Source organism: Salinicola sp. DM10, assembly GCF_017306975.2.
In the GTDB taxonomy this organism is placed as follows: domain Bacteria; phylum Pseudomonadota; class Gammaproteobacteria; order Pseudomonadales; family Halomonadaceae; genus Salinicola.
Window position 1 is genome coordinate 325,399 of sequence record NZ_JAFLEN020000003.1, and the last position, 26,130, is coordinate 351,528.

Annotated in this window: 22 protein-coding genes; 14 read left to right on the forward strand and 8 right to left on the reverse strand. The window is 68.3% G+C overall.

Annotated features, from left to right (window positions below):
* The first annotated feature begins 38 nt into the window (after positions 1 to 38).
* A complete protein-coding gene (locus tag J0A90_RS13070) occupies positions 39 to 464 on the forward strand; it encodes a F0F1 ATP synthase subunit epsilon (RefSeq protein WP_035470097.1) in 426 nt (141 codons plus the stop codon).
* A 135-nt stretch (positions 465 to 599) separates the two neighbouring features.
* On the forward strand, positions 600 to 1,967 hold the full coding sequence (glmU, locus tag J0A90_RS13075; RefSeq protein ID WP_207036552.1) for a bifunctional UDP-N-acetylglucosamine diphosphorylase/glucosamine-1-phosphate N-acetyltransferase GlmU: 1,368 nt from the start codon (positions 600 to 602) through the stop codon (positions 1,965 to 1,967).
* A 316-nt stretch (positions 1,968 to 2,283) separates the two neighbouring features.
* Here the strand turns inward: glmU and J0A90_RS13080 are convergent, their stop codons facing one another.
* Positions 2,284 to 3,372, reverse strand: a complete 1,089-nt coding sequence (locus J0A90_RS13080; RefSeq protein ID WP_233076762.1) for a DUF1615 domain-containing protein — start codon at positions 3,370 to 3,372, stop codon at positions 2,284 to 2,286.
* A gap of 258 nt (positions 3,373 to 3,630) precedes the next feature.
* On the opposite strand from J0A90_RS13080, the gene J0A90_RS18770 reads away from it, so the two are divergent.
* The 6 genes from J0A90_RS18770 to J0A90_RS13105 all read left to right on the forward strand — a co-directional run bounded on the left by J0A90_RS18770 (position 3,631) and on the right by J0A90_RS13105 (position 11,655).
* Complete coding sequence (locus J0A90_RS18770) at positions 3,631 to 3,699, forward strand: potassium-transporting ATPase subunit F (protein WP_370635792.1); 69 nt, start codon at positions 3,631 to 3,633, stop codon at positions 3,697 to 3,699.
* Position 3,700: 1 nt separating this feature from the next.
* Entirely contained in the window at positions 3,701 to 5,395 is a 1,695-nt protein-coding gene (kdpA, locus tag J0A90_RS13085) for a potassium-transporting ATPase subunit KdpA (protein WP_207036553.1), read from the forward strand.
* A 30-nt stretch (positions 5,396 to 5,425) separates the two neighbouring features.
* The gene (gene kdpB / locus J0A90_RS13090; protein ID WP_207036554.1) at positions 5,426 to 7,456 is read left to right on the forward strand and encodes a potassium-transporting ATPase subunit KdpB; all 2,031 of its coding nucleotides are present in this window, start codon (positions 5,426 to 5,428) and stop codon (positions 7,454 to 7,456) included.
* Between the two features lie 72 nt (positions 7,457 to 7,528).
* Complete coding sequence (gene kdpC, locus J0A90_RS13095) at positions 7,529 to 8,185, forward strand: potassium-transporting ATPase subunit KdpC (RefSeq protein ID WP_233076764.1); 657 nt, start codon at positions 7,529 to 7,531, stop codon at positions 8,183 to 8,185.
* Between the two features lie 52 nt (positions 8,186 to 8,237).
* Positions 8,238 to 10,958, forward strand: a complete 2,721-nt coding sequence (locus J0A90_RS13100) for a sensor histidine kinase KdpD (RefSeq protein ID WP_233076765.1) — start codon at positions 8,238 to 8,240, stop codon at positions 10,956 to 10,958.
* Positions 10,951 to 11,655, forward strand: a complete 705-nt coding sequence (locus J0A90_RS13105; RefSeq protein ID WP_207036556.1) for a response regulator — start codon at positions 10,951 to 10,953, stop codon at positions 11,653 to 11,655. Before J0A90_RS13100 ends, J0A90_RS13105 begins: the two co-directional genes overlap by 8 nt.
* Positions 11,656 to 11,677: 22 nt before the next feature.
* On the opposite strand, the gene J0A90_RS13110 is transcribed toward J0A90_RS13105, so the two are convergent.
* On the reverse strand, positions 11,678 to 12,748 hold the full coding sequence (locus J0A90_RS13110; protein WP_207036557.1) for an FAD:protein FMN transferase: 1,071 nt from the start codon (positions 12,746 to 12,748) through the stop codon (positions 11,678 to 11,680).
* Between the two features lie 165 nt (positions 12,749 to 12,913).
* On the opposite strand from J0A90_RS13110, the gene J0A90_RS13115 reads away from it, so the two are divergent.
* The 6 genes from J0A90_RS13115 (at position 12,914) to J0A90_RS13140 (ending at position 20,995) form a co-directional block, all read left to right on the forward strand.
* A complete protein-coding gene (locus J0A90_RS13115) occupies positions 12,914 to 13,684 on the forward strand; it encodes a DeoR/GlpR family DNA-binding transcription regulator (protein ID WP_035475430.1) in 771 nt (256 codons plus the stop codon).
* A 17-nt stretch (positions 13,685 to 13,701) separates the two neighbouring features.
* Entirely contained in the window at positions 13,702 to 15,543 is a 1,842-nt protein-coding gene (glmS, locus tag J0A90_RS13120) for a glutamine--fructose-6-phosphate transaminase (isomerizing) (RefSeq protein ID WP_207036559.1), read from the forward strand.
* 194 nt (positions 15,544 to 15,737) lie between these two features.
* Positions 15,738 to 16,583, forward strand: a complete 846-nt coding sequence (locus J0A90_RS13125; RefSeq protein WP_233076766.1) for an ATP-binding cassette domain-containing protein — start codon at positions 15,738 to 15,740, stop codon at positions 16,581 to 16,583.
* A gap of 236 nt (positions 16,584 to 16,819) precedes the next feature.
* The gene (locus J0A90_RS13130; protein ID WP_233076805.1) at positions 16,820 to 17,575 is read left to right on the forward strand and encodes a dipeptide/oligopeptide/nickel ABC transporter ATP-binding protein; all 756 of its coding nucleotides are present in this window, start codon (positions 16,820 to 16,822) and stop codon (positions 17,573 to 17,575) included.
* The gene (locus J0A90_RS13135) at positions 17,572 to 19,182 is read left to right on the forward strand and encodes an ABC transporter substrate-binding protein (RefSeq protein WP_233076767.1); all 1,611 of its coding nucleotides are present in this window, start codon (positions 17,572 to 17,574) and stop codon (positions 19,180 to 19,182) included. Before J0A90_RS13130 ends, J0A90_RS13135 begins: the two co-directional genes overlap by 4 nt.
* Positions 19,142 to 20,995: an ABC transporter permease subunit gene (locus tag J0A90_RS13140; RefSeq protein WP_233076768.1), complete on the forward strand. Its 1,854-nt coding sequence runs from the start codon at positions 19,142 to 19,144 to the stop codon at positions 20,993 to 20,995. Before J0A90_RS13135 ends, J0A90_RS13140 begins: the two co-directional genes overlap by 41 nt.
* Positions 20,996 to 21,029: 34 nt before the next feature.
* Here the strand turns inward: J0A90_RS13140 and J0A90_RS13145 are convergent, their stop codons facing one another.
* Genes J0A90_RS13145 through J0A90_RS13170 form a run of 6 tightly spaced genes read right to left on the reverse strand, consistent with a single transcriptional unit; the run spans position 21,030 to position 26,116 of the window.
* Complete coding sequence (locus tag J0A90_RS13145) at positions 21,030 to 21,725, reverse strand: FadR/GntR family transcriptional regulator (RefSeq protein ID WP_035475432.1); 696 nt, start codon at positions 21,723 to 21,725, stop codon at positions 21,030 to 21,032.
* 53 nt (positions 21,726 to 21,778) lie between these two features.
* Entirely contained in the window at positions 21,779 to 22,531 is a 753-nt protein-coding gene (locus J0A90_RS13150) for an SDR family NAD(P)-dependent oxidoreductase (protein ID WP_207036564.1), read from the reverse strand.
* Positions 22,532 to 22,548: 17 nt separating this feature from the next.
* Complete coding sequence (locus tag J0A90_RS13155) at positions 22,549 to 23,382, reverse strand: sugar phosphate isomerase/epimerase (protein WP_207036566.1); 834 nt, start codon at positions 23,380 to 23,382, stop codon at positions 22,549 to 22,551.
* Complete coding sequence (locus tag J0A90_RS13160; RefSeq protein ID WP_207036568.1) at positions 23,379 to 24,287, reverse strand: NAD(P)-dependent oxidoreductase; 909 nt, start codon at positions 24,285 to 24,287, stop codon at positions 23,379 to 23,381. Before J0A90_RS13160 ends, J0A90_RS13155 begins: the two co-directional genes overlap by 4 nt.
* 9 nt (positions 24,288 to 24,296) lie before the next feature.
* Positions 24,297 to 25,556 carry a TRAP transporter large permease gene (locus J0A90_RS13165; RefSeq protein WP_207036570.1) on the reverse strand — a complete coding sequence of 420 codons (1,260 nt, stop codon included), beginning with the start codon at positions 25,554 to 25,556 and terminating at the stop codon, positions 24,297 to 24,299.
* Entirely contained in the window at positions 25,553 to 26,116 is a 564-nt protein-coding gene (locus J0A90_RS13170) for a TRAP transporter small permease (RefSeq protein ID WP_207036572.1), read from the reverse strand. The genes J0A90_RS13165 and J0A90_RS13170 overlap by 4 nt, the downstream gene beginning before the upstream one ends.
* Positions 26,117 to 26,130: the final 14 nt, after the last annotated feature.

Here is a 26,130-nt window from a genome sequence, read left to right on the forward strand (position 1 = left end):
ATCGTACCCCGGGGCCTCTGGCACAAGAGGATAGCGCTATGGCTACATTTCAGTGCGATATCGTCAGCGCCGAGAAGGAGATCTTCTCGGGCAGCGCGGAGCAGCTCATCGCTGCCGGCGTGGCTGGCGATCTGGGTATCCTGCGCGGTCACGCGCCGCTTCTGACCGAGCTCAAGCCCGGTCCGGTGCGCGTCATCCAGGAGAGCGGCGAAGAAGAGCTCTACTACGTCACCGGCGGCTTCCTCGAAGTCCAGCCGGACGTGGTCTCGGTGCTGGCGGATACCGCCATTCGCGCCAGCGACCTGGACGAAGCCGAAGCCGAGCAGGCGCGCCAGCACGCGCTGCAGTCGCTCAACGACCAGCAGTCGGAGCTCGACTACACGCGTGCCGCCGCCGAGCTGGCCGAAGCCGCCGCCCAGCTGCGTACGCTGCAGCAGCTGCGGCGCAAGGGCGGGCGCGGCTGATCCTGCGCATCTGCGCAGGTGCCGACCCCGCTGGCAGGACCCGAAAAAGGCGACTCTCCGGAGTCGCCTTTTTCATGCGGTGCCGTTATCTAGATAATGGCACCGACCCGATACCGAACAGGAAAGGATGATCCCATGTCACTCGACGTCGTGATTCTGGCCGCCGGCCAGGGAACCCGCATGCGCTCCAAGACCCCCAAGGTACTGCACCGCCTGGCGGGCAGACCGCTGGTGCAGCATGTCGTGGACACCGCCGCGGGGCTCGAGGAGGCGCGTCTGCACGTGGTGGTCGGTCATGGCGGTGAGGCGGTGCGCGAAGTCCTCGACGTACGCGGCCTGAACTTCTGCGAGCAGGCCGAGCAGAAGGGGACCGGCCATGCCGTGGCCCAGGCCCTCGACGACCTCGGCGATGGCAAGGTGCTGGTGCTCTACGGCGACGTGCCGCTGATCCAGGCCAAGACCCTCAAGGCGCTGCTGGAGGGAGTCGACGAGCAGCACATGGGGCTTCTGACCGTGACTCTCGACGACCCCAGCGGCTACGGGCGCATCGTGCGCAACGACAAGCAGGCGGTGGTGGCGATCGTCGAGCACAAGGATGCCACCAGTGCGCAGCGCGCCATTCGCGAGTGCAATACCGGGATCATGGCGATGACCGCGGCCCAGCTCAAGCGCTGGCTGCCCGAGCTCTCCGCCGAGAACGCCCAGGGCGAGTACTACCTGACCGACGTCATCGCCATGGCCGCCGGCGATGGGGTCGAGATCAAGGCTGCCCAGCCGGCGTCGCCGATCGAGGTCGAAGGGGTCAACGAGCGCCGCCAGCTCGCCACCCTGGAGCGCGCCTTCCAGCGCCGCCAGGCCGAACGGCTGATGGCCGCCGGGGTGACCCTGGCCGACCCGGCACGCTTCGATCTACGCGGCGACGTCACCGTGGGGCGCGATATCGAGATCGATGTCGGGGTGATCCTCGAAGGCCATGTCATTCTCGAGGATGACGTGGTGATCGGCCCCCACTGTGTGATCAAGGACAGCGTCATCCGCCGCGGGGCGGTGATCAAGGCGCACAGCCATCTCGACGGCGCCGAGATGGGCGAGGAGAGCGACTGCGGGCCCTTCGCGCGTCTGCGCCCGGGGACGCGTCTCGGCGCCCGCGCCCATATCGGCAACTTCGTCGAGACCAAGAACGCCACCCTCGGCGAGGGCGTCAAGGCGGGGCATCTCAGCTATCTGGGGGATGCCGAGATCGGCCGCGACACCAACGTCGGCGCCGGCACTATCACCTGCAACTACGACGGTGCCAACAAGCACCTCACCCGGATCGGCGAGCGGGTCTTCGTCGGCTCCAACACCGCCCTGGTCGCGCCGCTGGCGATCGCTGACGACGCCACCATCGCCGCCGGCTCCACCATCACCCGCGAGGTGGCGCAGGGCGAGCTGGCGCTGGCCCGGAGTCGACAGACCGCCAAGCCCGGCTGGCAGCGCCCGGTGAAAAAGCCAAAAAACTGACTCTAGGCATCGCCAACTTCACCAGCGCTGGGATTAGCCACCCGATAGCGCCTATCGAGCGCACGCTGCGTATCACTCGCCAAGCTGGGTCTTGCGACATGGATGTCGCAAGAGGCGCGTTGGGACAGGGATGTCCTTACGCGCCGACCCAAAGCGTGGGCGCGTGATACGCAGGGTTTCGTGCGCTTGTGGCGCGAAAAAGGGGAGCGCGAGGGGCTTGCCCCTCGCATTCACGAGCAGAAGGCTGGTCAATGAGCCCACAGTGGTAAGCGCTCGGCATTGAATCCAATCCGATACCTCCTCAAAGAGAATCTCCTCAACGACGCATACACTGCTGCCAGCGCGTTTCGACCCGCTGGGCGAACCAGGCGGTGGTCAGGTCGCGGGTGATCTTGGGACTTTCGAGCTTGATCCCCGGCAGGCGCGCATAGGGGGGCGGATGACCCGCCTGCCGCGCCGCCAGTGCGCGGACCTTGTCATAGAGCGCGGTACGCTCGAAGTCGAGAGAGTCTTCCTGCTCGAGGGCGTCGCGGATCTCGCCGTTATCCATCCCCAGCCGCGGTTTCAGCGTGCGTACCGCGAGTTCGGTCTGTCCGGCCTGGCGTGAGCCGGGAATGATCAGGTCGCCGTCGAGGGCCAGCGGAATGCCGGAGAGCTGGCTCACCGCAGCCTGAAAGGCCGCATTGCGGCTGGCGTACCAGCCCGCGTTGTAGTCGGCGAAGCGGTAGATCGGCTCAGCGTAGTGGGCGGTGTAGCCGAGCAGATGCGCGATGCCGAAGTAGACGCCGCCGCGCCGGGTGAACACCTCGTGACGGATCGAGCCGTCGATCGGGTACGGGTAGTCGACGGCGTGCTTTTCGGCGAAGGCCACGCTGACCTGCATCGGCCCACCGGTATGCACCGGGTTGAGACCGCCGAACAGTTCCCGCCCCAGCGGCGCCATGCCGATGAAATCCTCGTACAGCTCGCTCAGTTGGCGCTCGCTGCGCACCTGGTCGAGGCGTTCGGCATAGGTCTCGCCGGTGGGCGAGGTCAGCTTCAGCCCCGCCGCGAGCAGAAAACCGGGCACATGCAGCGCCGCGGCGCGGCGTTCGATCTCCTCGCGGGCGATACGACCCAGGTGGGGCACCTGCGGGTCAGCGTCGAAGGTCGACTCCTGGCCGATCACCGCCAGCGTGGCGCACAGGTTTTCGCGCGTGGCCGGCAGGTTCTGGGCCGCGAACGCCGCGGTGATGTCCGTGGCCCAGCCGTCGCGGTCGTGAGTGCCGGCAGGCATCAGCGTGACCAACTGCTGCTTGACGCTCGCCGGGGGCTGCTCGAAGCCGGGCTGCGGCGCCTGCGAGCTGCAGCCGGCGAGCAGGGCCAGCAGCGCCACGCCCAGCCAGCGGCGGGGCGGGCGCCTCACGCGGTCGCGGTGACGAGCCTTCGGACGAGGACGCCCGGCAGGCAGGGCCGGGGCAAAGGGCGATAGCAGGGAAGTCGGCACGCGGGTCTCCATGGGCGAGAAGGGGTGATGATGCCCAGCCCGCGACGGCTTGACCATGACATGGGACATTTTTACGCCCTCTTTACGCCTCACGGCGCTTTTCGATCTCGAATTTTTACGCCGCCGGCATCGAGACTGAGCCTCCCCTGACCTGGAGTGCTCGGCATGTCCTACCTGATGCTGGCGATCGCCGCCGCCACCGCGCTGTATCTGGGAGTCGCCCTGTGGCGGCCGGAGCGGTTCTGAGATGAGTGCGCTGACGCTCTGCTATGCGCTGCTCATCGGCCTGGCGCTGCCCCTGGGCCTCTACATGGGCCGTGCGCTGGATACGCATCGCCCCAGTGCGCTGGATCGCCTGTTCGGGCCGCTGGAGGCGGCCCTGATGCGCCTGGCCGGTGTCGACCGACGCGCGTCGATGACCTGGTCGGCCTATCTGCTCGCGGTGTTGAAACTCCACCTGCTGCTGATCGTGCTGGCCTGGCTCGTCTTCATGGGCCAGGGAGTGTTGCCGCTCAACCCCGATGGAATTCCCGGCATGCACTGGGATACGGCACTGCATACGGCCGTCTCGTTCGCCACCAACACCAATCAGCAGCACTACTCGGGCCAGGCCCAGCTCTCCTACCTGAGCCAGACCCTGGCCATCGTCACCCTGCAATTCCTGACCCCGGCCACCGGGCTTGCGGTGCTGCTGGCGATCACCCGCAGCCTGCTGCGCCGCCCCGCAGCCGCGGACAGCGCGGCCGCCGGCGTGGGCAACTACTACCTCGACCTGACCCGCATCGTGATCCGGGTACTGCTGCCGCTGGCGCTGGTGACCGCCCTGGTCCTGGTATGGCAGGGCGTGCCGGCGACCTACCAGGGCGCCCAGCGGGTGACGATGCTCGAGGGTGGCGCGCTGCAGACGATCCCGCGCGGGCCGGTGGCAGCGATGGTGGCGATCAAGCAGTTGGGTACCAATGGCGGAGGTTGGTACGGGCCCAATTCGAGCGTGCCGCTGGAGAACCCCACCGCGCTCGCCGACGTGGTCGAGAGCGTGGCCCTGCTGCTGATTCCGCTGGCCTCGCTGATCGCGGTGGCGATGATCAGCGGGCGCCGTCGGCTCCTGCTGGGGATCGGCGGGGTGATGCTGGCACTGTCGCTGTCGAGCACCACCCTGGTGATGTTCTCCGAGCGCCTGCCCAATGCCGCGCTTCACGGCCTGGCGCTGGCCGGGCCCAACCTGGAGGGCAAGGAGCTGCGCTTCGGCAGCGACCTCTCGGCGCTGTGGGGTAGCTGGACCACCCAGACCTCCAACGGCTCGGTCAACGCGATGCTCGACAGCTTCAATCCACTCGGCGGGTTGGGGCTGTTGATGGACATGTTCGTCAACGTCACCTTCGGCGGTATCGGGGTCGGCCTGATCGGCTATCTGCTCTACCTGATGCTGGCGGCCTTCATCGGCTCGCTGATGGTGGGGCGGGCGCCGGAGCTGTTCGGCAAGCCCCTGGAGACTCGTGAGATGCGCTGGATCTCGCTGGCGATCCTGGCTCAGCCGCTCAGCGTGCTCGGCCTGAGCGCCCTGGCGGTGAGCTTCCCCGGCCTCGCCGGCACCAGCAACCCGGGCTATCACGGGCTCTCCCAGGTGCTCTACGAATACACCTCGGCGTTCGCCAACAACGGCTCGGGCTTCGAAGGTCTCGCCGACGCCACGCCGTGGTGGAACCTGAGCTGCGTGGTGGCGCTGGCGCTCGGGCGCTTCCTGCCCATGCTGGTGCCGCTGGCGGTCGCCGGCTGGCTGGCCGGCAAGCGCACGGCGCCGCAGGGGCGCGGCAGCCTGGATCTGGAGAGCGGCGCCTGCGTCGGGCTCACCGCCGGGGTCATCGTCATCGTCAATCTGCTGGGGTTTCTGCCCGTGCTGGTGCTGGGCCCCATCGCCGAACAGTTGAGCCTGGCCGGCTGAGCCCGTGCCCGGACATCACGAGGAGCTCCCATGACTCTGCTTGCCTCTGATACTGCCGCGCGCCGCGCGCGCCCGGCACCGCTGTGGCTGGTGGGCGAGGCCCTGCGCCGGCTCGATCCGCGCAGTCTGGCGCGCAACCCGGTAATGGCGGTGGTCGCCATCGGCACCCTGGTGTGCGCGCTCTACACCGCGCTGACCTTCGCCCGCGGCGAGAGCGGTACCGGCTTCGCCCTCGCCGTCAGCCTGATCCTGCTCGCCACGCTGCTGTTCGCCAATGCCGCCGAGGCCCTGGCCGAGTCGCGCGGCAAGGCCCACGCCGGTGCCCTGCGTGCCACCCGCGGCGAGTTGCAGGCACGCCGTCTGACCCAGAACGGCGAGGAGATCGTCGCCGCCGAGCGGCTGCGCCGGGGGGACCGCGTGCGGGTGGTCGCCGGCGAGCTGATCCCCGCCGACGGCGAGATCGTCGACGGGGCCGGCTCGATCAACGAATCCGCGGTCACCGGTGAATCGGCCCCGGTACTGCGCGAGGCGGGCACCGACAACAGCGGCGTCAGTGCCGGCACCAAGCTGCTCTCCGACGAACTGCTCGTCGAGGTCAGCATCGACCCCGGTGAGTCGCTGCTCGATCGCATGATCGCCCTGGTCGAGGGCGCCAGCCGCCAGAAGACCCCCAGCGAGCTGGCGCTCTCCGTGCTGCTGTCGACGCTCACCCTGATCTTTCTGATCGTCGTCGTCACGCTGGTACCGCTGGCCCAGTTCGTGGGTATCTCGGCTTCGCCGGTGATGCTGGTGGCGCTGCTGGTATGCCTGATTCCGACCACCATCGGCGGGCTTTTGCCGGCCATCGGTATCGCCGGGATGGAGCGCGCCATGCGTGCCAATCTGGTCGCCAAGTCGGGCAAGGCGGTGGAGATCGCCGGCAGCATCGACACCCTGCTGCTCGACAAGACCGGCACGATCACGCTCGGTGACCGCCGTGCCACCGAGTTCGCCGCCTGCCACGGGGTCGACCCGGCGCGCCTGCGCGAGGTCGCCGCGCTCTGCTCACTCGAGGACCCCACGCCGGAAGGCCGCTCGATCGTGGTGCTGGCGAGAGCGCAGGGTGCGGCGCTGGTGCCCGTCGAAGACGCCGACGTGGTGCCGTTCAGCGCCGCCAGCCGGGTCTCCGGGCTCGACTTCGCCGATGGCCGGCGTTGGCGCAAGGGCGCGCCCAACGCCATCGCCCGGCAGATACAGGAAGCCGGTGGTCGCGTGCCGGAGGAGTTCGAAGCGCTGGTCGAGCGCATCTCGCGCCACGGTGCCACCCCCCTGGCGGTGGCCGAAGAGGCGCGCCTGCTGGGCGTAATCGCGCTCTCCGATGTGATCAAGCAGGGCATCGCCGAGCGTTTCGCGCAGCTGCGCCAGATGGGCGTGAAGACGCTGATGATCACCGGCGACAACCCGATCACCGCCGCGGCGATCGCCGCCGAAGCGGGGGTCGACGACTACGTTGCCGAGGCGACGCCCGAGCGCAAGCTCGCGCTGATCCGCGAAGAGCAGGCCGCCGGGCGGCTGGTGGCGATGATGGGCGACGGCACCAACGACGCCCCGGCGCTGGCCCAGGCCGATCTCGGCCTGGCGATGAACTCGGGCACCCAGGCCGCGCGCGAGGCGGCCAACATGGTCGATCTCGACTCCGACCCCGGCAAGCTGCTCAGCGCGGTGGAGATCGGCAAGCAGCTGCTGATCACCCGCGGCGCGCTGACCACCTTCTCGCTGGCCAACGATGTGGCCAAGTACTTCGTCATCCTGCCGGCGATCTTTGCCGCCAGCGCGCCGGCGCTGGGCAGCCTCGACGTGCTCGATCTGCACTCGCCGCAGTCGGCGGTGCTGGCGGCGGTCATCTTCAACGCCCTGGTGATCCCCGCGCTGATCCCGTTCGCCCTGCGGGGCGTACGCGTACACGCGGCCTCGGCCAGCGCCATGCTGCGGCGCAACCTGCTGATCTACGGCGTCGGCGGCCTGCTGCTGCCGTTCCCGGCGATCAAGCTGATCGATCTGGCACTCGGCACCCTGATGTGACGCCCTGCCGCCGGAGTTAGGAAAGACGTTCTCAGAAAAGATCGTGAAAGACGCTCCGAGAGGGACAAGACGATGAGCAACGAGACGATGAGTGATGTGGCGATGAGTGATGTGCAGAGGGGCGATGAGACTGGCGCGGCCGCCGCGCCGGCCCGAGCTGGCGCCGGCTGGGGCTCGGCGCTGCGTTTCACGCTCGCCATGGCGCTGCTGCTGGGCCTGCTCTACCCGCTGGCCGTGGTCGGGCTGGGGCAGTGGCTGTTTCCCCATCAGGCCAACGCCAGTCTGTTGGCCGACCCCGAGGGGCGGGTGCTCGGCTCGACGCTGGTGGGGCAGGCGTTCACCGGCGAGCGCTACTTCCAGGGCCGGCCCTCGGCGGTGGATTACGCCGCCGACACCCTCGGCGGCTCCAATCTGGCGCCGAGCAATCCGGCGCTGCGTCAGCGCGTCGAAGCCGATGCCAAGCGCATCACGGCCCGTGACGGTGTGGCGCCGGGCCGGATACCGGGGGATCTGCTGACCGCCTCGGGCTCCGGGGTCGACCCGCACATCAGCCCTCAGGCGGCGGCGATCCAGATCGCCCGGGTGGCCCGCGCCCGCGGCCTGCGCGAGGCGGATGTCCGCGCGCTGGTGGCGCGCTATAGTGACAGCGGCGGGTTCGGCCAGCCGCGGGTAGCGGTGCTGCCGCTCAATCTGGCCCTCGATGGCATCGCCACGCGGCCGCTGCCGTGAGCCTGCGCCGGGTATCTGCCGGTGTACCGTGCCGCCCCTGTCGGAGCCCTGTGTGAACCAAACCCAAGACCCCCCGCGTCCGGACCCGGATGCGCTGTTGGCCACCACCCAGCATGGCGCTGCGCTACGCATCTTTCTGGGTGCCGCGCCGGGGGTGGGCAAGACCAGCGCCATGCTGCGTACCGCCCGCGAGCGTCACGAGCGCGGCGAGGAGGTGGTACTGGGGGTGATCGAAGCCCACGGGCGCGCCGAGACCGAGCAGCTGTGCGTCGGGCTCGAGCAACTGCCATCGGTGACGCGCGACTACCGCGGCCGTGGCTACTCGGAGTTCGATCTCGACGCAGCGCTGGCCCGGCGTCCGGCGATCCTGCTGGTCGATGAGCTGGCCCACCGCAATATTCCCGGCGGGCGCCACGCGCGGCGCTGGCAGGATATCGAGGAGCTGCTCGATGCGGGCATCGAGGTGTGGACCACGCTCAATGTCCAGCACGTCGAGCGGCTCAACGACGACGTCGCCCGGATCACCGGCGTGCGCATGCGCGAAACGGTGCCCGACGCGCTGATCGCCCGGGCCCGCGACCTGTCGCTGATCGACCTCACCCCGCAGGAGCTGATCGAGCGGCTCAAGCAGGGCAAGGTGTACGTCCCCGAGCAGGCCCGCGCGGCGCTGGCGCGCTACTTTTCCCCGGGCAACCTGACCGCGCTGCGTGAGTTGGCGCTGCAAGTGATGGCGGAGCGCCTCGATAGCGACGTGCGCCGGGTAATGGATGCCGGCGGTGTCGCCGGGCCCTGGCCGGTGCGCGTGCGTCTGCTGGTGGCGGTGGAGGGGCGGCGCGGCGACCAGGCGCTGCTGCGCGCCGCCAGCCGCTGGGCGCAGCGCCATCAGGCGCCGTGGGTGGTGGTGCTGGTGACACCGCTGCGCGAGCTCGATGCCGCGGCGGCCGGCGAGGTGGGCACGCTGCGTCAGCAGAGCGAACAGCTCGGCGGCCGCTGGGAGACCCTGCGTGGTGACGATCCGCTGGCCGAGCTGCTCGAATACGCCACGCGCCACAATGTCACTACGCTGATGCTCGGACGCACCCCGCTCAAGTGGCGCTGGTGGCAGGCGCCGCTGGTCGATCGTCTGCTCGCCCGGCGTCCGCCGTTCGATCTGATCCTGCTTGCCGAGGCGCCCGCGGCACCGTCGCGGCGTACCCGGCAGTGGCGCTGGCCGCGCTGGCGCGAAGGGCTATGGCCGCTGGCCAGCGTGGCCCTGGCGGCAGCGGTGGCGGCGGGGCTGTCGAGCCTGCTCGATCTGGCCAACCTGTCGCTGGTGTTCCTCGCCGCGGTGCTGGCCTGTGCGCTCAAGGCGGGGACCCGCGCGGCGATGCTGGCGGTGGCGCTGAGCGCGCTGGTCTACAACTTCCTGTTCACCGAGCCGCGCTTCAGTCTGGCGATGATCCATCAGGATCAGGTGCTCACGGTGCTCGTGTTCTGCCTGGTCGCGGCGGTGGCCGGGCAGCTGGCTGGCAAGGTGCGGCGCCAGCTGCTGCTGCTGCGCCAGAGCCGGCATCAGATTCAGGAGATGCTGTCGATCTCGCGCGCATTGGCGGCGGCGGCGGACCGCGAGCGGGTCCGCGAGATCGCGGTCAAGGTGCTGGCGGACCAGCTCGAGTTGCCGTGCGTATTCGTCGACAGCCCCGAGGCCGAGGCGCCGCCGCGGGTCAGCGCCTCGCACCCCGGCACCCTCTCACTCGATGCCGCGACGCTGCAGGCGGCGCACTGGAGCCAGCGCCACGCCCGTCCCAGTGGCCACGGCACCCAGACCCTGGCCGCGCAGCGCTGGCGCTTCGTGCCGATCCTCGAGCAGGGCGCCAGCGAGGGGCCGGTGCCGGCGGTGCTGGGGCTGGCGCTCGGCGAGCGCGGGGCGGGACTCGACGAAGCCGAGGAGGCGCTGGTGGCCAATCTGGTCAATCAACTGGGTGCCGCGCTGGCGCGCACTCGGCTGGTCGAGGAGCTTGGCGCGGCCAGGCTGGCGGAAGAGAACGAACGCCTGCGCTCGGCGCTGCTGTCGTCGGTCTCCCACGACCTGCGTACGCCGCTGGCGGCGATCATCGGCTCCGCCAGCGCGCTGCGCGACCTGTGGGCCGAACTGGCGGAAAGCGACCGCCGCGAGCTGCTCGACGGCGTGCTCGGCGAGAGCGAACGTCTCAACCGCTATATCCAGAACCTGCTCGACATGACCCGGCTCGGACACGGCGGGCTCAAACTCGAGCGCGACTGGGTCGCCCTCGCCGATATCTTCCACTCGGCGCTCACGCGCCTGGGCTCGGTGGTCGAGCCGCTGCGCATCGAGCGTCACCTCGACCCCCAGTTGCCACTGCTCTACGTGCATCCGGCGCTCATCGAGCAGGCGCTGATCAACGTGATCGAGAATGCCGCGCGTTTCTCGCCGCCGGGCGGGCGACTGCGGCTGGTGGGCGAACGGGAAGGGGAGTGGATCGTTATTCGGGTCGCCGATCAGGGGCCGGGTATTCCGGAAGCGCTGCGTGAGCGTATCTTCGACATGTTCTTCAGCGGTGGCGACGGCGACCGGAGCCCCCAGGGCAGCGGTCTGGGTCTGGCCATCTGCCGCGGCATGGTCGGCGCCCACGGTGGCGAGATCCGTGCCCGCGCGGCGGACTGGGGCAGCGGCAGCGAGATCGTGATCCGGCTGCCGCTGTGGGCGCTGCCCGAGACCGACACGACTTCCGAGATCGATATCAAGAGGGAGAGCCAACCCCGCCATGACTGATGTCTCCCCCGAGCGCGGGCCGCGCCTGCTGGTGATCGAGGATGACCGCCAGATTCGGCGCTTTCTACGCATCAGTCTCCGCTCCCAGGGCTTCGAGGTGGAGGAGTGTGAGAGCGGTGCCGCCGGGGTGGCGGCGTTCAACCGCCAGCCGCCGGCGCTGGTGCTGCTCGATCTCGGCCTGCCCGACGTCGACGGCATGGAGGTGCTCGACGCCCTGCGCGCCCAGAGCGAGGTGCCGGTGCTGGTGGTCTCGGCCCGCGGCAGCGAGCGCGAGAAGGTCGCCGCGCTGGATGCCGGCGCCAATGACTACGTGACCAAGCCGTTCGGTATCCAGGAACTGCTGGCGCGGGTGCGTGTGGCGCTGCGCGCGCCTGCCACCGGTGCCACCCCCACGCTTTATCATCTGGGCGAGCTGACGCTGGATATCGCCGGGCACCGTGTCACCCGGCGCGGCGAAGCGCTGCACCTGACACCGCGCGAGTTCAGCGTGCTGGCGATGCTGGCGCGCCAGCCGGACCGGGTGGTCACCCAGCATCAGCTGCTGGCCGAGATCTGGGGCCCGGTGCATGTCCACGACACCCACTATCTGCGCATCGTCATCAGCCGCTTGCGCCACAAGCTGGGCGACGACCCCGAGGCCCCACGGCTGATCCAGACCGAGCCGGGGGTCGGCTACCGTCTGGTGGCGACCCCCTGAATCGAGCCTTTCGTCGCGCCGCTCAGGGCAGCGCCTTCACCAGGTCGGAGCCGGCGAGCGCCGGGCTCTGGCTCTCGTGCAGCTTGCCATCGCCATCCTCCTGGATGAACAGCACCGCCAGATGCTGGGCCCGCGCCACCGCCATGCCCGCCTGCTGACCCAGGCAGAGCATCGCCGTGGCCCAGGCGTCGCCCAGGCGCGGGTCGCTGCCGATCACGCTCGCCGAGACCAGATCGTGGGTCACCGGGGCGCCGGTGCGCGGATCGAGGATATGCGAGTAGCGCCGGCCCGCGTCATCGAAGAAGTGGTGATAAGTGCCCGAGGTATTGATCGACACCCCCGATTTACCAGTGATCTCCAGTACCCGCTCGACCGCCATGCGATCCGGCGAGGGGCGCTCGATCGCCACCTTCCAGGTGCTGCCATCCGGCTTGCGCCCGCGCGCCAGCATGTCGCCACCGAACTCGATCAGATAGGCCTGGATGCCGGCGTTCTCCAGCACCTGACGCAGACGCCACAGGGTGTAGCCTTCACCCATCGAGGACATGTCCACCGATAGCTCGGGCAGCGTCTTGCGGACCCGGTTCTGCGCCGGGTCGAGCTGCAGATGATCGAAGCCGATCTCGTCCAGGGTCGCCGTGATGCGCGCCGGGCTCGGCGGCTGGAAGTGGTCGGCGCGAAAGCCCCACAGATCGAACAGCGGCGCGATGGTGGGGTCGTAGCAGCCCCGCGATTCGCGGTGCACCGTCTGCGCGATCGACAGCAACTGGACGACATCGCTGGGGAGCGTCTGCCACTGGGTGGACGACCCGCGGTCGAAGCGCTCGATCAGGGAGTCGTCGCGGTAGTTGGAGATCCACAGATCGACCTGCTGCAACGCCTGATCGATGTTCTTTTCGAGCGCTTCGGGGTCGACCTCGCGCTGCGACCACCAACTGATGTGATAGGTCGTGCCCTCGGCCGCCCCCGCCAGCTTGTGGATCTCCGGCGGGCGCGAACAGCCCCCCAGCAGCATGGCGAACAGCGTGACGATGGTGATGAGCCAGCCGGGGTAGCGGCGACAGAGGGCAGTGGGCGAGGAAAGAGGAAGCATCGCGAGGTGACCTGAGATGAGCAACGGTAAACGGCGTTCATTATCGCAGATCGGCTGACGACCGGGCTGTCCGTGCGCGGAAGAGGGCGAATCCTAGACCTCTCGCTTGACATGAGACGCGCTTTAAGTTTCGATTCGATCTGAATTATCTTTCGAAGTGAAAGAATGCCGAAACGCGATACCGCCCAGCGACGCCATGCCATCCTCGCCTACGTCAACGCCCACGGCGAGACACCGGTGGAGGCGCTGGCATCGCGCTTCGCCATCTCCGAGGTCACGGTGCGCAAGGATCTCGCCACCCTGGAGAGCAGCGGCCTGCTATTGCGCCGCTATGGCGGAGCGGCGCCGCTGCCGCAGGAGATGCTGGCCGAACCGGCGCAGACGCTCTCGCCCCACAAGCGTGCCATCGCCCGCGCCGCCCGGGCGCGTATCCGTGAGCACAATCGCATCATCGTCGACAGCGGCACCACCACGGCGGCGCTGATCGGTGAGCTCGGCGGCCTGCGCGGGCTGGTGGTGATGACCAACTCCCTCGCCGTGGCCGGCGCCCTGCGCGAACTCGAACCCGAGCCGGCGCTGCTGATGACCGGCGGCACCTGGGACCCGCACTCCGAATCCTTCCAGGGGCAGGTCGCCGAACAGGTGCTGCGCGCCTACGACTTCGATCAGCTCTTCGTCGGTGCCGACGGCATCGACATCGACCGCGGCACCACCACCTACAACGAGCTGTTCGGCCTCACCCGGGTGATGGCGGAGGTCGCGCGTGAAGTGGTGGTGATGGTCGAGGCTGATAAGCTCGGCCGCCGTATTCCCAATCTGGAACTCCCCTGGGCACGTATCGACACCCTGGTGACCGACTGGCGCCTCGCGACGGCGGATGCCGCCGCCATCGAGGCCCAGGGCGTGACGCTGGTGGTCGCCGACGCGCCCCAATAATCTCGAGGACATCGAACATGTGTGGAATCGTCGCCGCGCTGGCAGCGCGCAACGTGCAGGGCATCCTGCTGGAAGGGCTCAAGCGGCTCGAATATCGCGGCTACGACAGCGCCGGCATGGCGGTGCTGGGCGGCGATGGTGGGCTGGCACGCCGGCGCGCGCTGGGCAAGGTCGCGGCGCTGGAGGAGAAGCTCGCCGCGGAGGATCTCAAGGGGCATATCGGTATCGCCCACACCCGCTGGGCGACCCACGGCAAACCCTCCGAGGCCAACGCCCACCCGCACGTCGCCGGACGCCGTCTGGCGCTGGTGCACAACGGCATCATCGAGAACTATGAACCGCTCAAGCGCGATCTCGAGGCCGAAGGCGTGACCTTCCACTCCGAGACCGACACCGAGGTGGTGGCGCATCTGCTCGAACGCGCCTTCGACGCCCACGGTGATCTGCTCGCCGCGGTGCAGGCGACCCTGGCCCGGATCGACGGCGCCTACGCGCTGGCGGTGATGCACGTGGAGGCGCCGCGCGAGATCGTCGGCGCGCGCAAGGGCAGCCCGCTGGTGGTCGGCGTAGGGATCGACGAGCACTTCCTCGCCTCCGACGCCCTGGCGCTTTTGCAGGTCACCGACCGCTTCATCTATCTGCAGGAGGGCGACGTGGTGCGCCTCTCCGACGCCCACGGTATCGAGATCCACAGTGCCGGCGGCGAACGCGTCGAGCGCGAAGCTCATGTCTTCGAGCATGGTGACGGCGCCGCCAGCCGCGGCGAGTATCGCCACTTCATGCTCAAGGAGATCCATGAGCAACCGGCGGTGGTCGCCGCCACCCTGGAGGGGCGCCTCAGCGGTAGCCGGGTACTGGAGAACAGCTTCGGGGTCGACGCCAAGGCACTGTTCGCGCGCGTCGAGCAGATCCATATCATCGCCTGCGGCACCAGCTATCACGCGGGGCTGGTGGCGCGCTACTGGCTGGAAAAGCTGGCCGGCATCCCGACCCAGGTGGAGGTTGCCTCGGAGTATCGCTACCGCGAGGTGGTGGTGCCGAAGAATACCCTTTTCGTCACCCTCTCCCAGTCCGGGGAGACCGCCGACACCCTGGCCGCGCTGCGCTACGCCAAGGGCCGCACGGACGGCCAGCGCTATCTCGGCGCGCTGGCGATCTGCAACGTACCGGGCAGCTCGCTGACCCGTGAATCGGATCTGGCGCTGATGACCCAGGCCGGCCCGGAGATCGGCGTCGCCTCGACCAAGGCGTTCACCACCCAGCTGGTGGCGCTGTTGCTGCTGACTCTGGCGCTGCGCCGCGAGCGCGGCGATGCCCGCGAGACGGCGCTGGTCCAGGCCCTGCGCGGGCTGCCGGCGCTGCTCGAACAGGCGCTGGAGATGGATGGCCCGATCGCCGAGCTTTCGGAGGCCTTCGCCGAAAAGCACCATGCGCTGTTCCTGGGTCGTGGCACCCAGTTCCCGATCGCCCTGGAGGGCGCGCTCAAGCTCAAGGAGATCTCCTACATCCACGCCGAGGCCTATCCGGCGGGCGAGCTCAAGCACGGCCCGCTGGCGCTGGTCGATGCCGATATGCCGGTGATCGCGGTGGCGCCCAACGACGAGCTGCTGGAGAAGCTCAAGTCCAACCTGCAGGAAGTGCGCGCCCGCGGCGGTGAACTGTTCGTCTTCGCCGACGCCGACGTCGGGCTGACTGCCGCTGACGACCTGCGCGTACTGCACCTGCCGCAGATCGATGAAGTGCTCGCGCCGATTCTCTACACCCTGCCGCTGCAGCTGCTCTCCTACCATGTCGCCGTGCTCAAGGGCACCGACGTGGATCAGCCGCGCAACCTGGCCAAGAGCGTGACGGTGGAATAGATCGCGACGGCGCGACGGGGACCAAGCGGTGCCCGTCGTGCCAACCGTTGTATCGAGTCATCTCTGCTGCCAGACAGCCTCACCCATCACCCGCGCGTACCGTCACCGAAGCCATGCATACGGCCATAGCGCACCGCTAAATCGTTATGTTATAACTTCGCGCTTCTCGGCCTTTCCAGCAGGAGCGTGGCGTGGTGCCCGAGCCCAATGAGCCCGTGTTACGGGTGGACAATCTGTCGGTGCGTCTCGGCGCGCAGCGCGTGGTGGATGGTCTCGATTTCACGGTCGGGGCGGGTGAGCGCGTCTGCCTGATCGGCCCCTCGGGTTCGGGTAAGTCGCTCACCGCGGCGGCGATCCTGGGCATCACCCCGCCCACGGCGAGCGTCGAAGGGCGTATTCGCCTTGGCGAATTCGATGTCGCCGGCGTGGCGGCGGCCCGGCGACCGCGTGCGCTGCGTATCGGCATGGTATTCCAGAACACCCAGGCGGCTCTGAACCCGCTGGTGAGCGTGGGCGCCCAGTTGAGCGAGCCTTTCGTGCGCTTCCACGGGCTACCGCGCCGGGCGGCGCGGGTCGCCGCCGCCGAGCTGCTGACGCGCATGCGACTGACGGCGGCTAATGAGCTGCTGACGCGCTCGCCCGCCGAACTCTCCGGTGGCCAGCGCCAGCGGGTCTGCGTGGCGCTGGCATTGGCCTGCAAGCCTTCACTGATCGTGGCCGATGAGCCGACCACCGCGCTGGATGCGTTGACCCAGGCAGAGGTGCTGACGCTGTTGCATGAGACCACCGGTGGCGCCGGGAAGCCTGCGCTGCTGTTCATCTCCCACGACATGGGGGCGGCCAGCCGACTGTGCCAGCGCGCGGTGATTCTGGAGCAGGGGCGGATGATCGAGAGTGGCCCGCTGGCGGATCTGGTTGCGTCACCCCGGCAGCGTTTCACCCGCGAGCTGGTGTCTGCGATGCGCAGCGCCGAGATGGCGCCCGAGATGCTGGCGGCAGCGGACGCCTGGCCCGCCGGTGCTGCGGTGGGTGAGCGATGAGACACCTCGATGATTGCCATCCGTCGAAACGCGACGAGGGCGTTCGCCCAGACGCCGATGGCTCTCGTATTAGCGCTGATGGCTCTTCTCTAAACGCTGATGGCTCTTGTTTAAACGCCGATGGCGCTTCTCTAAACGCTGATGGCTCCCTCCTGCGCGTCAGTGGGCTGAGCCGCTGGGTGGCGGGGCCACGGCGCTGGGGCTGGCGGCGCGAGCGGCAGCCGATCTTGAAGGCAGTGGATTTCGCCATCCGCCCGGGGGAGCTGATCGGTCTCGCCGGGGTCTCCGGGGCGGGCAAGTCGACGCTGCTCAATCTGATGCTGGGCCTGACGCGTGCCGACAGCGGCGAGATCTGGTGCCAGGGCCGGCGCATTCGGCCCGGCTCGGTGCGTGCGCTGCGCTGGTATCGCCGGGTGGTGCAGTACATCCCGCAGGACCCGGCGGCCTCCCTAGACCCGCGGATGCGAGTCCGTGAACTGGTGCGCGAGCCGCTGTTACATCTGGGTATCGAGGGCGATCACCGGCGGCGGGTAGGCGAGGCGCTGGCCCAGGTGAGGCTGGATGGCAGCTTTCTCGAGCGCCGCCCCGACTCGCTCTCGGGTGGGCAGGCGCAGCGCGTGGCGATCGCTCGGGCGATCGCGGTGCGGCCCCGGCTGCTGCTGGCGGACGAGCCGCTGAGCGGGCTCGACCTGCCGGTGCAGGCCATGGTCACCCAGGTGCTCAAGTCGCTCAATCATGACGCCGGCATTGGCCTTTTGCTGATCTCCCACGATCTCTCGGTGGTGTGCCGGCTGTGCCAGCGCACGCTGATCCTCGATGCCGGCGAGATCATCGAAGACCGCCCCACGGCGGCACTTTTCCGCCAGCCGGCCCAGGCGCATACCGCAGCGCTGCTGCGCGCCGCCACGACCTTTTCTACTGCCTTGTCCACGCCCGTACCGACCTCGGAAGCCGCCGGGCGCCGCCCCACGACCCAGGAGATCCCCTCGTGACCTTCCCTGCCACTGCGACTTTCGGCATCGCCGCGACGCCCCGGCGCGCCTCGACCACACGCCACCCGGTCAGCCTGCTGCGGCGCGCCCTGACGCTGCCGCTGATGGTGCTGTCGTTCTCTCTCCTCGCCGGCTGCGGGCAGGACGAAGAGACCTCGGCGGCGCGTGACGATGCTCCCGAGAAGACACAGACGCAGGATCGGCGCCTCCGCGTCGCCATGCTGCAGCCGCCGCGCTCCGGGCTCAATCCGCTCACCGATGATGCCTTCAAGCTGTCACGCTGGCGCACCGCCGAGACGCTGATTCGGCTTGATACCAATGGTGATCCGCAGCCGTTTCTGGCCACCGAATGGGATCAGCTCGACCCGCAGACCTGGCGTTTCACCCTCCGCCCGGACGTGACCTTCCATGACGGCACCGCGCTGACCGTCGAGCGCGTGGTGGCCTCGCTCACCGCCGCGACAAACGCCGTGCCCAAACCGCGCATCCTAGACGGGGTCGAGATGCATATCGAGGCGGACGGCGAGAACGCGATCATCGTGCGCACCGCGGATGCCGACCCGCTGGTGCCCAACCGGCTCTCCAGCCCGCAGCTGGCGATCATGGCGCAGCGGGCCTATGCCCAGGCGGGCCACGTCGACCCCACCCGCGCGGGCACTGGGCCCTTCGTGCTCACCGCGATCAATGGCACCCAGAGCGCCACCCTCGAGCGTTACGACGGCTACTGGGGCGAGCGTGCCGAACTCGCCGGCATCGACGCCGACTACGTGCCCGATGGCACTGCCCGCGGCGCCGCGCTGCGCACCGGGGCGGCGGATGTGGTCGAAGCGGTACCGGTGTCGCAGGTAGCGCTGATCGACCCCACGCTGATTCACGAAGTGCCGATGCCGCGCACCAACACCCTCTATCTCAACACCGCCTCCGGTGTGTTTACGGACCCGACCCTGCGTGCCGCGGCACGCGAGGCGCTCGACCGTGGCGCCATCGTGCGCACCGTCTACGAGGGGCGCGCCGATGTCGCCGAGGGGCTGCTGGGACCTGCGGTGGCCTGGGCAAGCGGGCTGCGCCAGCCTGTTCAGCGCCCCGCCGCCGCCGAGCCCAGCGGCGCCCGCATCACGCTGGCCACCTTCACCGATCGCGCCGAGCTGCCTGAAGTGGCCGTGCTGCTCGAACAACAGCTCGAGGCGGCGGGTTTCGATGTCGAGCAGGAGGTGCGCCAGTACGCGCATATCGAGCCCGACATGCTGGCGGGCAAGTTCGACGCCTTCATCCTGTCGCGGGCTACCCTGCTCGACTCCGGCGACCCGGTCGCCTATATGGTCAGCGACTTCTCCTGCGTGGGTTCGTTCAACATCGCTCAACTGTGCGACCCGGCGATCGACGCCGCGCTGGCCAAGGCCGGCGATCTGCCGCCAGGCCCGGAACGGCGTCAGGCGATCATCCAGGCCGAGGCGGCGATCCTGAAAACGGACGCCGCGATCCCCATGCTCCACGAGCGGGTGATCCAGGGCGAAGCCACCAATGTGGTCGGGGCACTGCGCGACCCGCGCGAGCGCGAGCTGATCGATGAGCACACCCACTTCCGTCAGGCTGACGATGCCCGCTAGTCAGACACCAAGTGCGACCCCGCGGTCTGCCGGGGTGGCATGGAACTGGGAGGCATGGCGCTGGGAGGCGTGGCAGCGCCTGCTGCCGACGCTGTCGCGGCTGGTGACGCTGGCCGGCGTGGTGGTACTGGTGGGGCTGCTGCCGTGGCTCTCCGGGCGTGACCCGGCGCTGAGCATTCTGCGTGCCCGCGCCGGCGATCAGAATCCGAGTGCAGAGGCGCTGGATGCCATCCGTGCCCAGCTCGGCCTGGCCATGGGGCCGTTCGAGAAGCTGGGCCACTGGCTGAGCGGGCTTACGCACGGCGATGCCGGTGTCTCCTGGATCTCCGGCACCCCGGTGCTGCCGGGCATGTTGCAGGCGTCACAGGTCTCGCTGACGCTGATGGCGGCAGCGCTGGGCGTGGCGCTGGTGGTCACCCTGCTGCTCTGCCTGCCGACGCTCAAGCGCGGGCTCGCCGGCGAGGCGACGCCGACCTCCGGTGCGCTGGGGGCGGCGCTCACCGCGCTGCCGGAATTCCTGCTCGCGGCGCTGTTGCTGGTGGTCTTTGCCGCCTGGCTCAACTGGCTGCCGCCTTATGGCTGGGGTGACTGGCGCCATCTGATCCTACCGGCGCTGGCCCTCGGCCTGCCCGGCGGCGGGCTGCTCGGGCGGTTGTTCAGCGATGCGCTGACGGCGGCATTCGCCGAGCGCTGGGTGGTGACCTGGCACGTGGCCGGCTTTGCGCGCCGGCGTATCGCCCTGGCGGCGATCCAGCGCACCCTGCCAAGCCTGCTGCCGCAGGTGGGGCTGGTGATGGTGGGGTTGACCGGCGGCGCGGTCGCGGTGGAGCAGGTGTTCTCCATTCCCGGGCTGGGGCGGGCCACCCTGGGGGCCGCCTCGGCCCAGGACCTGCCGGCGCTGCAGACCGGTATCCTGATTCTGCTCGTCATCGCCATCGTGCTGGGTGGCGCCGCCAATCTGTGCCGGACACTGCTGCTGGGGCGCACCCTGCGTGCCGGCGCTGTGCCAGTGGCGATGGCGCCAACTGAACCCGGACGCTGGCGCTGGCTGATACCTGCGCTCGCGGCGGCGGCGCTCGCGCTGATCATCGTCGCGGGGCTTTGGCGTGATCCGCTGAGTTCGGCTTACCTGCGGCTGCAGCCGCCGAGCCTGGCGCTGCCGCTGGGGGCCGATGGGATCGGCCGCGATATCCTGGCGCGGGTCAGCCATGGCGCGCTCTCGACCATGGGCATGGCGCTGCTGGCGGTAGGCATCACCTTTGTGCTTGGAGTAACGATGGGGCTAATGCCGCGTCTCGCCGCCGGGCCGATCGAGATCACCAACGCCACCCCGCCGGTGATCGCCGGACTGATCGTCGCCGGTCTGATGGGGCCGAGCGCCAGCGGTGCGGTGATCGCGATCACGCTGGTGAACTGGGCGCCATTGGCGGCTCACACCGCGGCGCTGGTGACCGAAACACTCGGCCAGCCGCACGTGCGCATCACCCCGATGCTCGGCGTGGGGCGGCTGCGGCTGCTCACCCGCTACCTGCTGCCGGCGGTTGTCGGCCCGGTGTTCCGCCACGCCATGCTGCGCCTGCCGGGCACCGCGCTGGCGCTGGCGGCGCTGGGCTTTCTCGGGCTGGGCCCACGGCCACCGGCGCCCGAGTGGGGGCTGCTGCTGGCCGAGAGCCTGCCCTATCTCGAACGCGCGCCCTGGGCGGTACTGGTGCCCGCGTTGGCGCTGGTGCTGATATCGATCCTGGCGGTCTCGCTCTCCAGCGCCGGGTCGCTGCCGCGGTGGCGTCGGGCGGCAGCGCCGGTTTCAGCCTGAGCGCCTGTGGCTACTCCACTCTGGCGAGTGGGCCTCAGCTACCCGCATACGAGCGCATCGTCTGCTGATTCCAGGTCTCGAAGTGATCGAACATGGCCTGACGCGCCAGGTCGGGGTCCCTCGCCTTGATCGCCGCGACGATGGCGATATGGGTTTCGTTGGTCTTCTTCAGCGACTGCGGGGATTGGCGCGCGAGCACGCGGCGGTGGTGAAGCACTTTTTTCAGCACCGACGAGAGTCCCTGGAAAATGATCAAAATGGCGGGGTTACCGGCCATGATCGCCAGCTGTTCGTGGAACTCGTAGTCGGCCTGGAGACCGTCGTTGATATCCGTGGTGGTGACGATGCGCTCGCAGAGCTGCTCCAGTGTTTCCAACTCCTGGGCGGTGTGATGCGTCGCCGCGGCCTGGATGATCTCGCGTTCGAACATTTCCCGCGCCGTTTCCATATGATCGACGGAGATATAGTTCAACTTCAGGGCCAGTTCGAAGTAGAGCTGGATGAAGACGGGTTCGGGCATTTTCAGGAAGGTGCCCGAACCCTGCCGGCGCTCGATGAATCCCAGGCTCTGGAGCACCGACAGCAGATTCCTGACCGATGAGCGATGCATCGAGAAGCGCTCGCACAGCGTTCTTTCCGGCGGCAGTTTCAGGCGTCCATCGCGGGACAGTTCCGATACCGAAACGAAGTCGTGCAATTTGGCCAGAAGGTCGGAATCAATCTCGCTCATAGGCGTTCCAGTCGCTGCCGTCGGTCGAAAGAGGTCGGCGGCAGCTTAGCATGTCAATGAATGTGCATACCGCCGTTCACATCGATCGTGGCACCGGTGATATAGCTGGAGAGGTCGCTGGCCAGGAACAGGAATGCGTTGGCGACATCGTCGGGCAGGCCGAGCCGCTTGAGTGGAATCCCTTCGAGGATCGGAGCCTTCATTTCCTCGGTCAACTTGCCGGCAGTGATGTCGGTATCGATCAGCCCGGGCGTCACCGAGTTGACGCGAATGCCAAAGGCCCCCAGCTCGCGGGCCATCGCCTTGCCCAGACCCAGCATTCCGGCCTTGGCGGCGCTGTAGTGGGGCCCGCCGAAAATACCGCCGCCGCGCTGCGCCGAAACCGAAGAGGTATTGGCGATCGCGCCACCGCCCGCTGCCTTCATGTGCGGCACCACGGCCTGGGACATGTAGAGCATACCGCGCAGGTTGACGTCTAGGATTCGGTCGTAGCCCTCGGGGTCGATCTCTTCGAACTTCACCGGCTGGGTGATACCGGCGTTGTTGATGAGCACATCGATCTTGCCGAATCGTTCGAGCGCGCGCTCGACCACGTCGCGGCATTCGTCGCGGCGGGTGACATTGGCCACCACCACCAGACAGCGCTCGGGGTCGAACGTCTGGCGTACCGCTTCGCAGGCCGCTTCGTCGATATCGGAAATGACGACGCTGGCGCCGTGTTCGTGGAACAGTCTGGCGGTCTTCAAGCCGATACCACGGGCACCGGCGGCGCCAGTGATGAGGCAAACCTTGTTGTCGAGAAGCATGCGGGTATCTCCAGGCATCATTGAAGGTTGTCGAGCCATTCGAGGGAACGGCCGAGTTTTTCCTCGATCAGATCGAGAGGTAGTGGCTTGGCGTCCCGCCAGGGTTGCGCCTGGGGGTCCCGGTGGAGCCGGAAGGGAAGTTCCAGCGAGAACGACCGCTCGGCGGCCACGAGGGCGCGGAGCACCCGGGCCTCGTCGATATCGCTGTCGCCGAGTTCGGTGAAGTCGTACCCGTCGGCCGTGCGGCGGCAGGGCTTGATATGGAAGTGATCCGCCAGCGGCAGGGCCTGCTCGATATCCGCCTCGGGTGGGCGTGCGGGCTGGTGCGAGAGCAGGTTGCCGCAGTCGTAGTTGATGCCGAAGGTCGCATCATCGAGGGTGGCCATCAGCGCCGGTATATCGCCGGCGTGATCGAGCATGTTGGGTTCGCCGTTGCCGGGGTTCTCGAGCAGGATGCGCACGCCATGGTGGCGCGCGATATGACCCATCCGCTCGGCATTGGCGAGAAAGCGTGCCCGGTTGCCGAGCGTCGCGGCATTGGTGATGACGAACTGGGCGCCGAGTGCCGCGGCGAATCGGCAGCGCGCTTCGAGTCGCGCCGGGGCGTTGTCGAACCCGAGATCGATATGGCCGGAGAAGTAGCGGCAGTGCTGATCGAGACCGCGCATCTCGCGACACAGATCGTCGGCCAGTGCCAGGGTCAGATCGGCATCGGTGAACGCCTCCACGTAGCCGTCGATGAAGGCGAACTCGACTTGGCGCACGCCGCAGCGGGCCAGGGACGGCAGGATGCGGTCGAAGCCGTAACCGTCGTAGGCCGCCGTGCTGACGGAACACGAAAGCGCGCTCATGCCTGGCTGTCTCCCTCGGGGTCGCAGCCGTTGAGCCGGCGATAGGTGCGGATCAACTGGCTGTCGTCCAGACGGCCTTCACCGCTCTCGGCCGTGGCCACGAAGAGCTGATGCGCGCTGTGGGCGAGAGGCGTATAGGCTCGCGACGAAGCGGCGGCGTCGCAGACGATGCCCAGGTCCTTGCAGAAGATATCGATGGCGCTGGTGACCTCCCCCGGCGGCGCGACCATTCGCGGGCCACGGTCGCGCAGCATCCAACTGGAGGCGGCCGACCCCTGGACCAGCTCGAGGGCGACCTGCCGGTCGATGCCGCTCTTCTCGGCCAGGGCCAGCGCTTCCGCCGCCGCTGCGATATGCACCCCGCACAGCAGCTGATTGACCGCCTTCATGGCCGCGCCCTGCCCGGGGCGATCGCCGACCTCGAAGATCGCCTGGCCGAGGATCTCGAACAGCACACGACAGCGCGCGAGTGATGGCGCCTTGCCGGCGGCCATGATGCTGAGCGTGCCGGCTTTCGCCCCCACCACGCCGCCCGACACTGGGGCATCCACGTAGTGAAGATCCGGCCGTACGGCCGCGACCTCGGCGGCTAGCGCTGCGGCATCGGCCGGCGCGACGGTGGACATCTGCACGATGCAGGTGTCCGCGGGCAGCTGGGATACCAGCCCGCCGGCGACGAGAACATCGGAGAACAGCAGCGCGCGAATCTGCGCGGCGTTGACCACCATGATCACCAGCGCCTCGACGCTGTCGATAGCGGCTTTGTGGCCGGACGCCTGGCGGTGAAAGGCGTCGGCACGCTCGCTCAGGGCGTCCAGAGCGAGTACCTCGAGCCCGGCCTGGTCGAGGTTCTCGGCCATGGGCCAGCCCATGGCACCCAGGCCTGCAACAGCGACTCTCTTCATCAGGATTCCTCAGTAAAGGATCAGTGCGGGCACGTACGAGACGAGCAGCAGCACGCTGATCGCGACGAGATAGAACGGAATGAGTTCGCGCACGACGCTGCCGATGCGCTCGCGCGCGATGGCCGAGGCGACGAACAGCGTGGTGCCGATAGGGGGTGTGAACAGCCCGATGCTCAGGTTCACACACATGATGATGCCGAGCTGGACCAGATCCATGCCGATGGCGTTGGCGATCGAGACCAGGGTCGGCCCCAGCAGCAGGATCGCCGCCGGTAGATCGAGGAACATGCCGATGAACAGCAGCAGCAGGTTGATCGCCAGAATGACCAGGATCGGATTGCCGAGGGTGTCCACCGCCCACTGGGCCACCGCCTGGGGCACACCACCGCTGGTGAGGATGTAAGCGATGATATTGGCGGCGGCGATGATCAGCATGACCATGCCGGTCGTCACCACCGTGCCCGAGAGCGCGGCGACCACGCGGGCGAGGGTCAGGTCGCGGTAGATCAGCGCACTGACCACCAGCGCGTAGGCCACGGCGATGATGCTGACCTCCGTGGGCGTGGCGATACCGGTGCGCAGCAGCACCAGAATGATCACCGGCATCAGCAGGGCGGGCAGTGCGGTGATCAGGATGCTCCGGACCTCCTGTGCGGTGTACTTCAAGGTGAGGCGGGGAAAGTTGCGGCGCTTTCCGGTCACGTAGCAGGCGGTCATCATCCCGATCGCCAGCATCAGCGCCGGCAGCACGCCGGCAATGAACAGCGCCGCGATGGAGACGTTGGAGACCGTGGCGAACAGGATCAGCGGGATCGACGGCGGCATCAGACCGGCGATCACCGACGACGAAGCGGTGACCGCGGCGCCGAAGGCCCCAGGGTAGCCCTCTCTCTTCTGCCAGGGGATGAGCATCGACCCCAGTGCCGACGCCTCGGCAACGGCAGAGCCGGAAACACCGCCGAAGATCGTCGAACCGACCACGTTGACCTGGCCGAGCCCGCCGGGGTACTTGCCGACCAGCATCGAGGCGAGCGCCACCAGGCGTTGCCCCAGCTTGCCGGACATCATCAGGCTGCCGGAGAGCACGAAGAACGGAATCGCCAGCAGCGGAAAGCTCTGGGTCGGCTGGAAGATCTTCATCACCACCATGCTCGAGGGCATCGAGCCGAACACCGACAGCGCCGTCCAGCCGCTGATCACCAGCGAATAGCCCACCGGCATCGCCATCAGCATGAGCAGCACGAAGGAGATCAACATGTTGACCGTCATGAGGCTTCCTCCCCGTGGGTCGCCAGCGACTCGGCGACCGGCACCCGGCGGTCGAGCGCGATGAGAACGTTGAGCAGGGAAACCAGTGCCAGGCCAGCGAAGCCGACGATGACCGACCAGTAGGACCACGACATGGCGATGCCGGTAATGGGCAGGCGCTGGCCGCCCGCGATGGCGACCACGTCCAGCCCGTGCCAGGCGATGAATGAGAAGGCGACGACTGCGAGCAGGTTGGTCGCGAGACCGATCACGCGTCGCAGCGGCGGCGGCAGCCGTTCGACCACCGCCTCGATCCCGATATGCTCGTTCTTGGCCGCGGTCGCGACGATCGCGCACATGGTGAGCCACGGAAACAGGATGTTGGGGACTTCCGACGTCCAGTCGAGATTCGTCTCCCACACGTAGCGCACGAACACGGCCGCCAGCAGTGTGGCGAACATCACCAGTAGCGAGAGAATGCCGAGCCACTTGAACAGGTGATGAATCGCGGCTTTCAGGCGCAGCGGGGGCGAACCGGGATGCCCCGGTTCGCCATGCCTTCCTGCGATGACATCAGACATGGCGAACGCTCCCG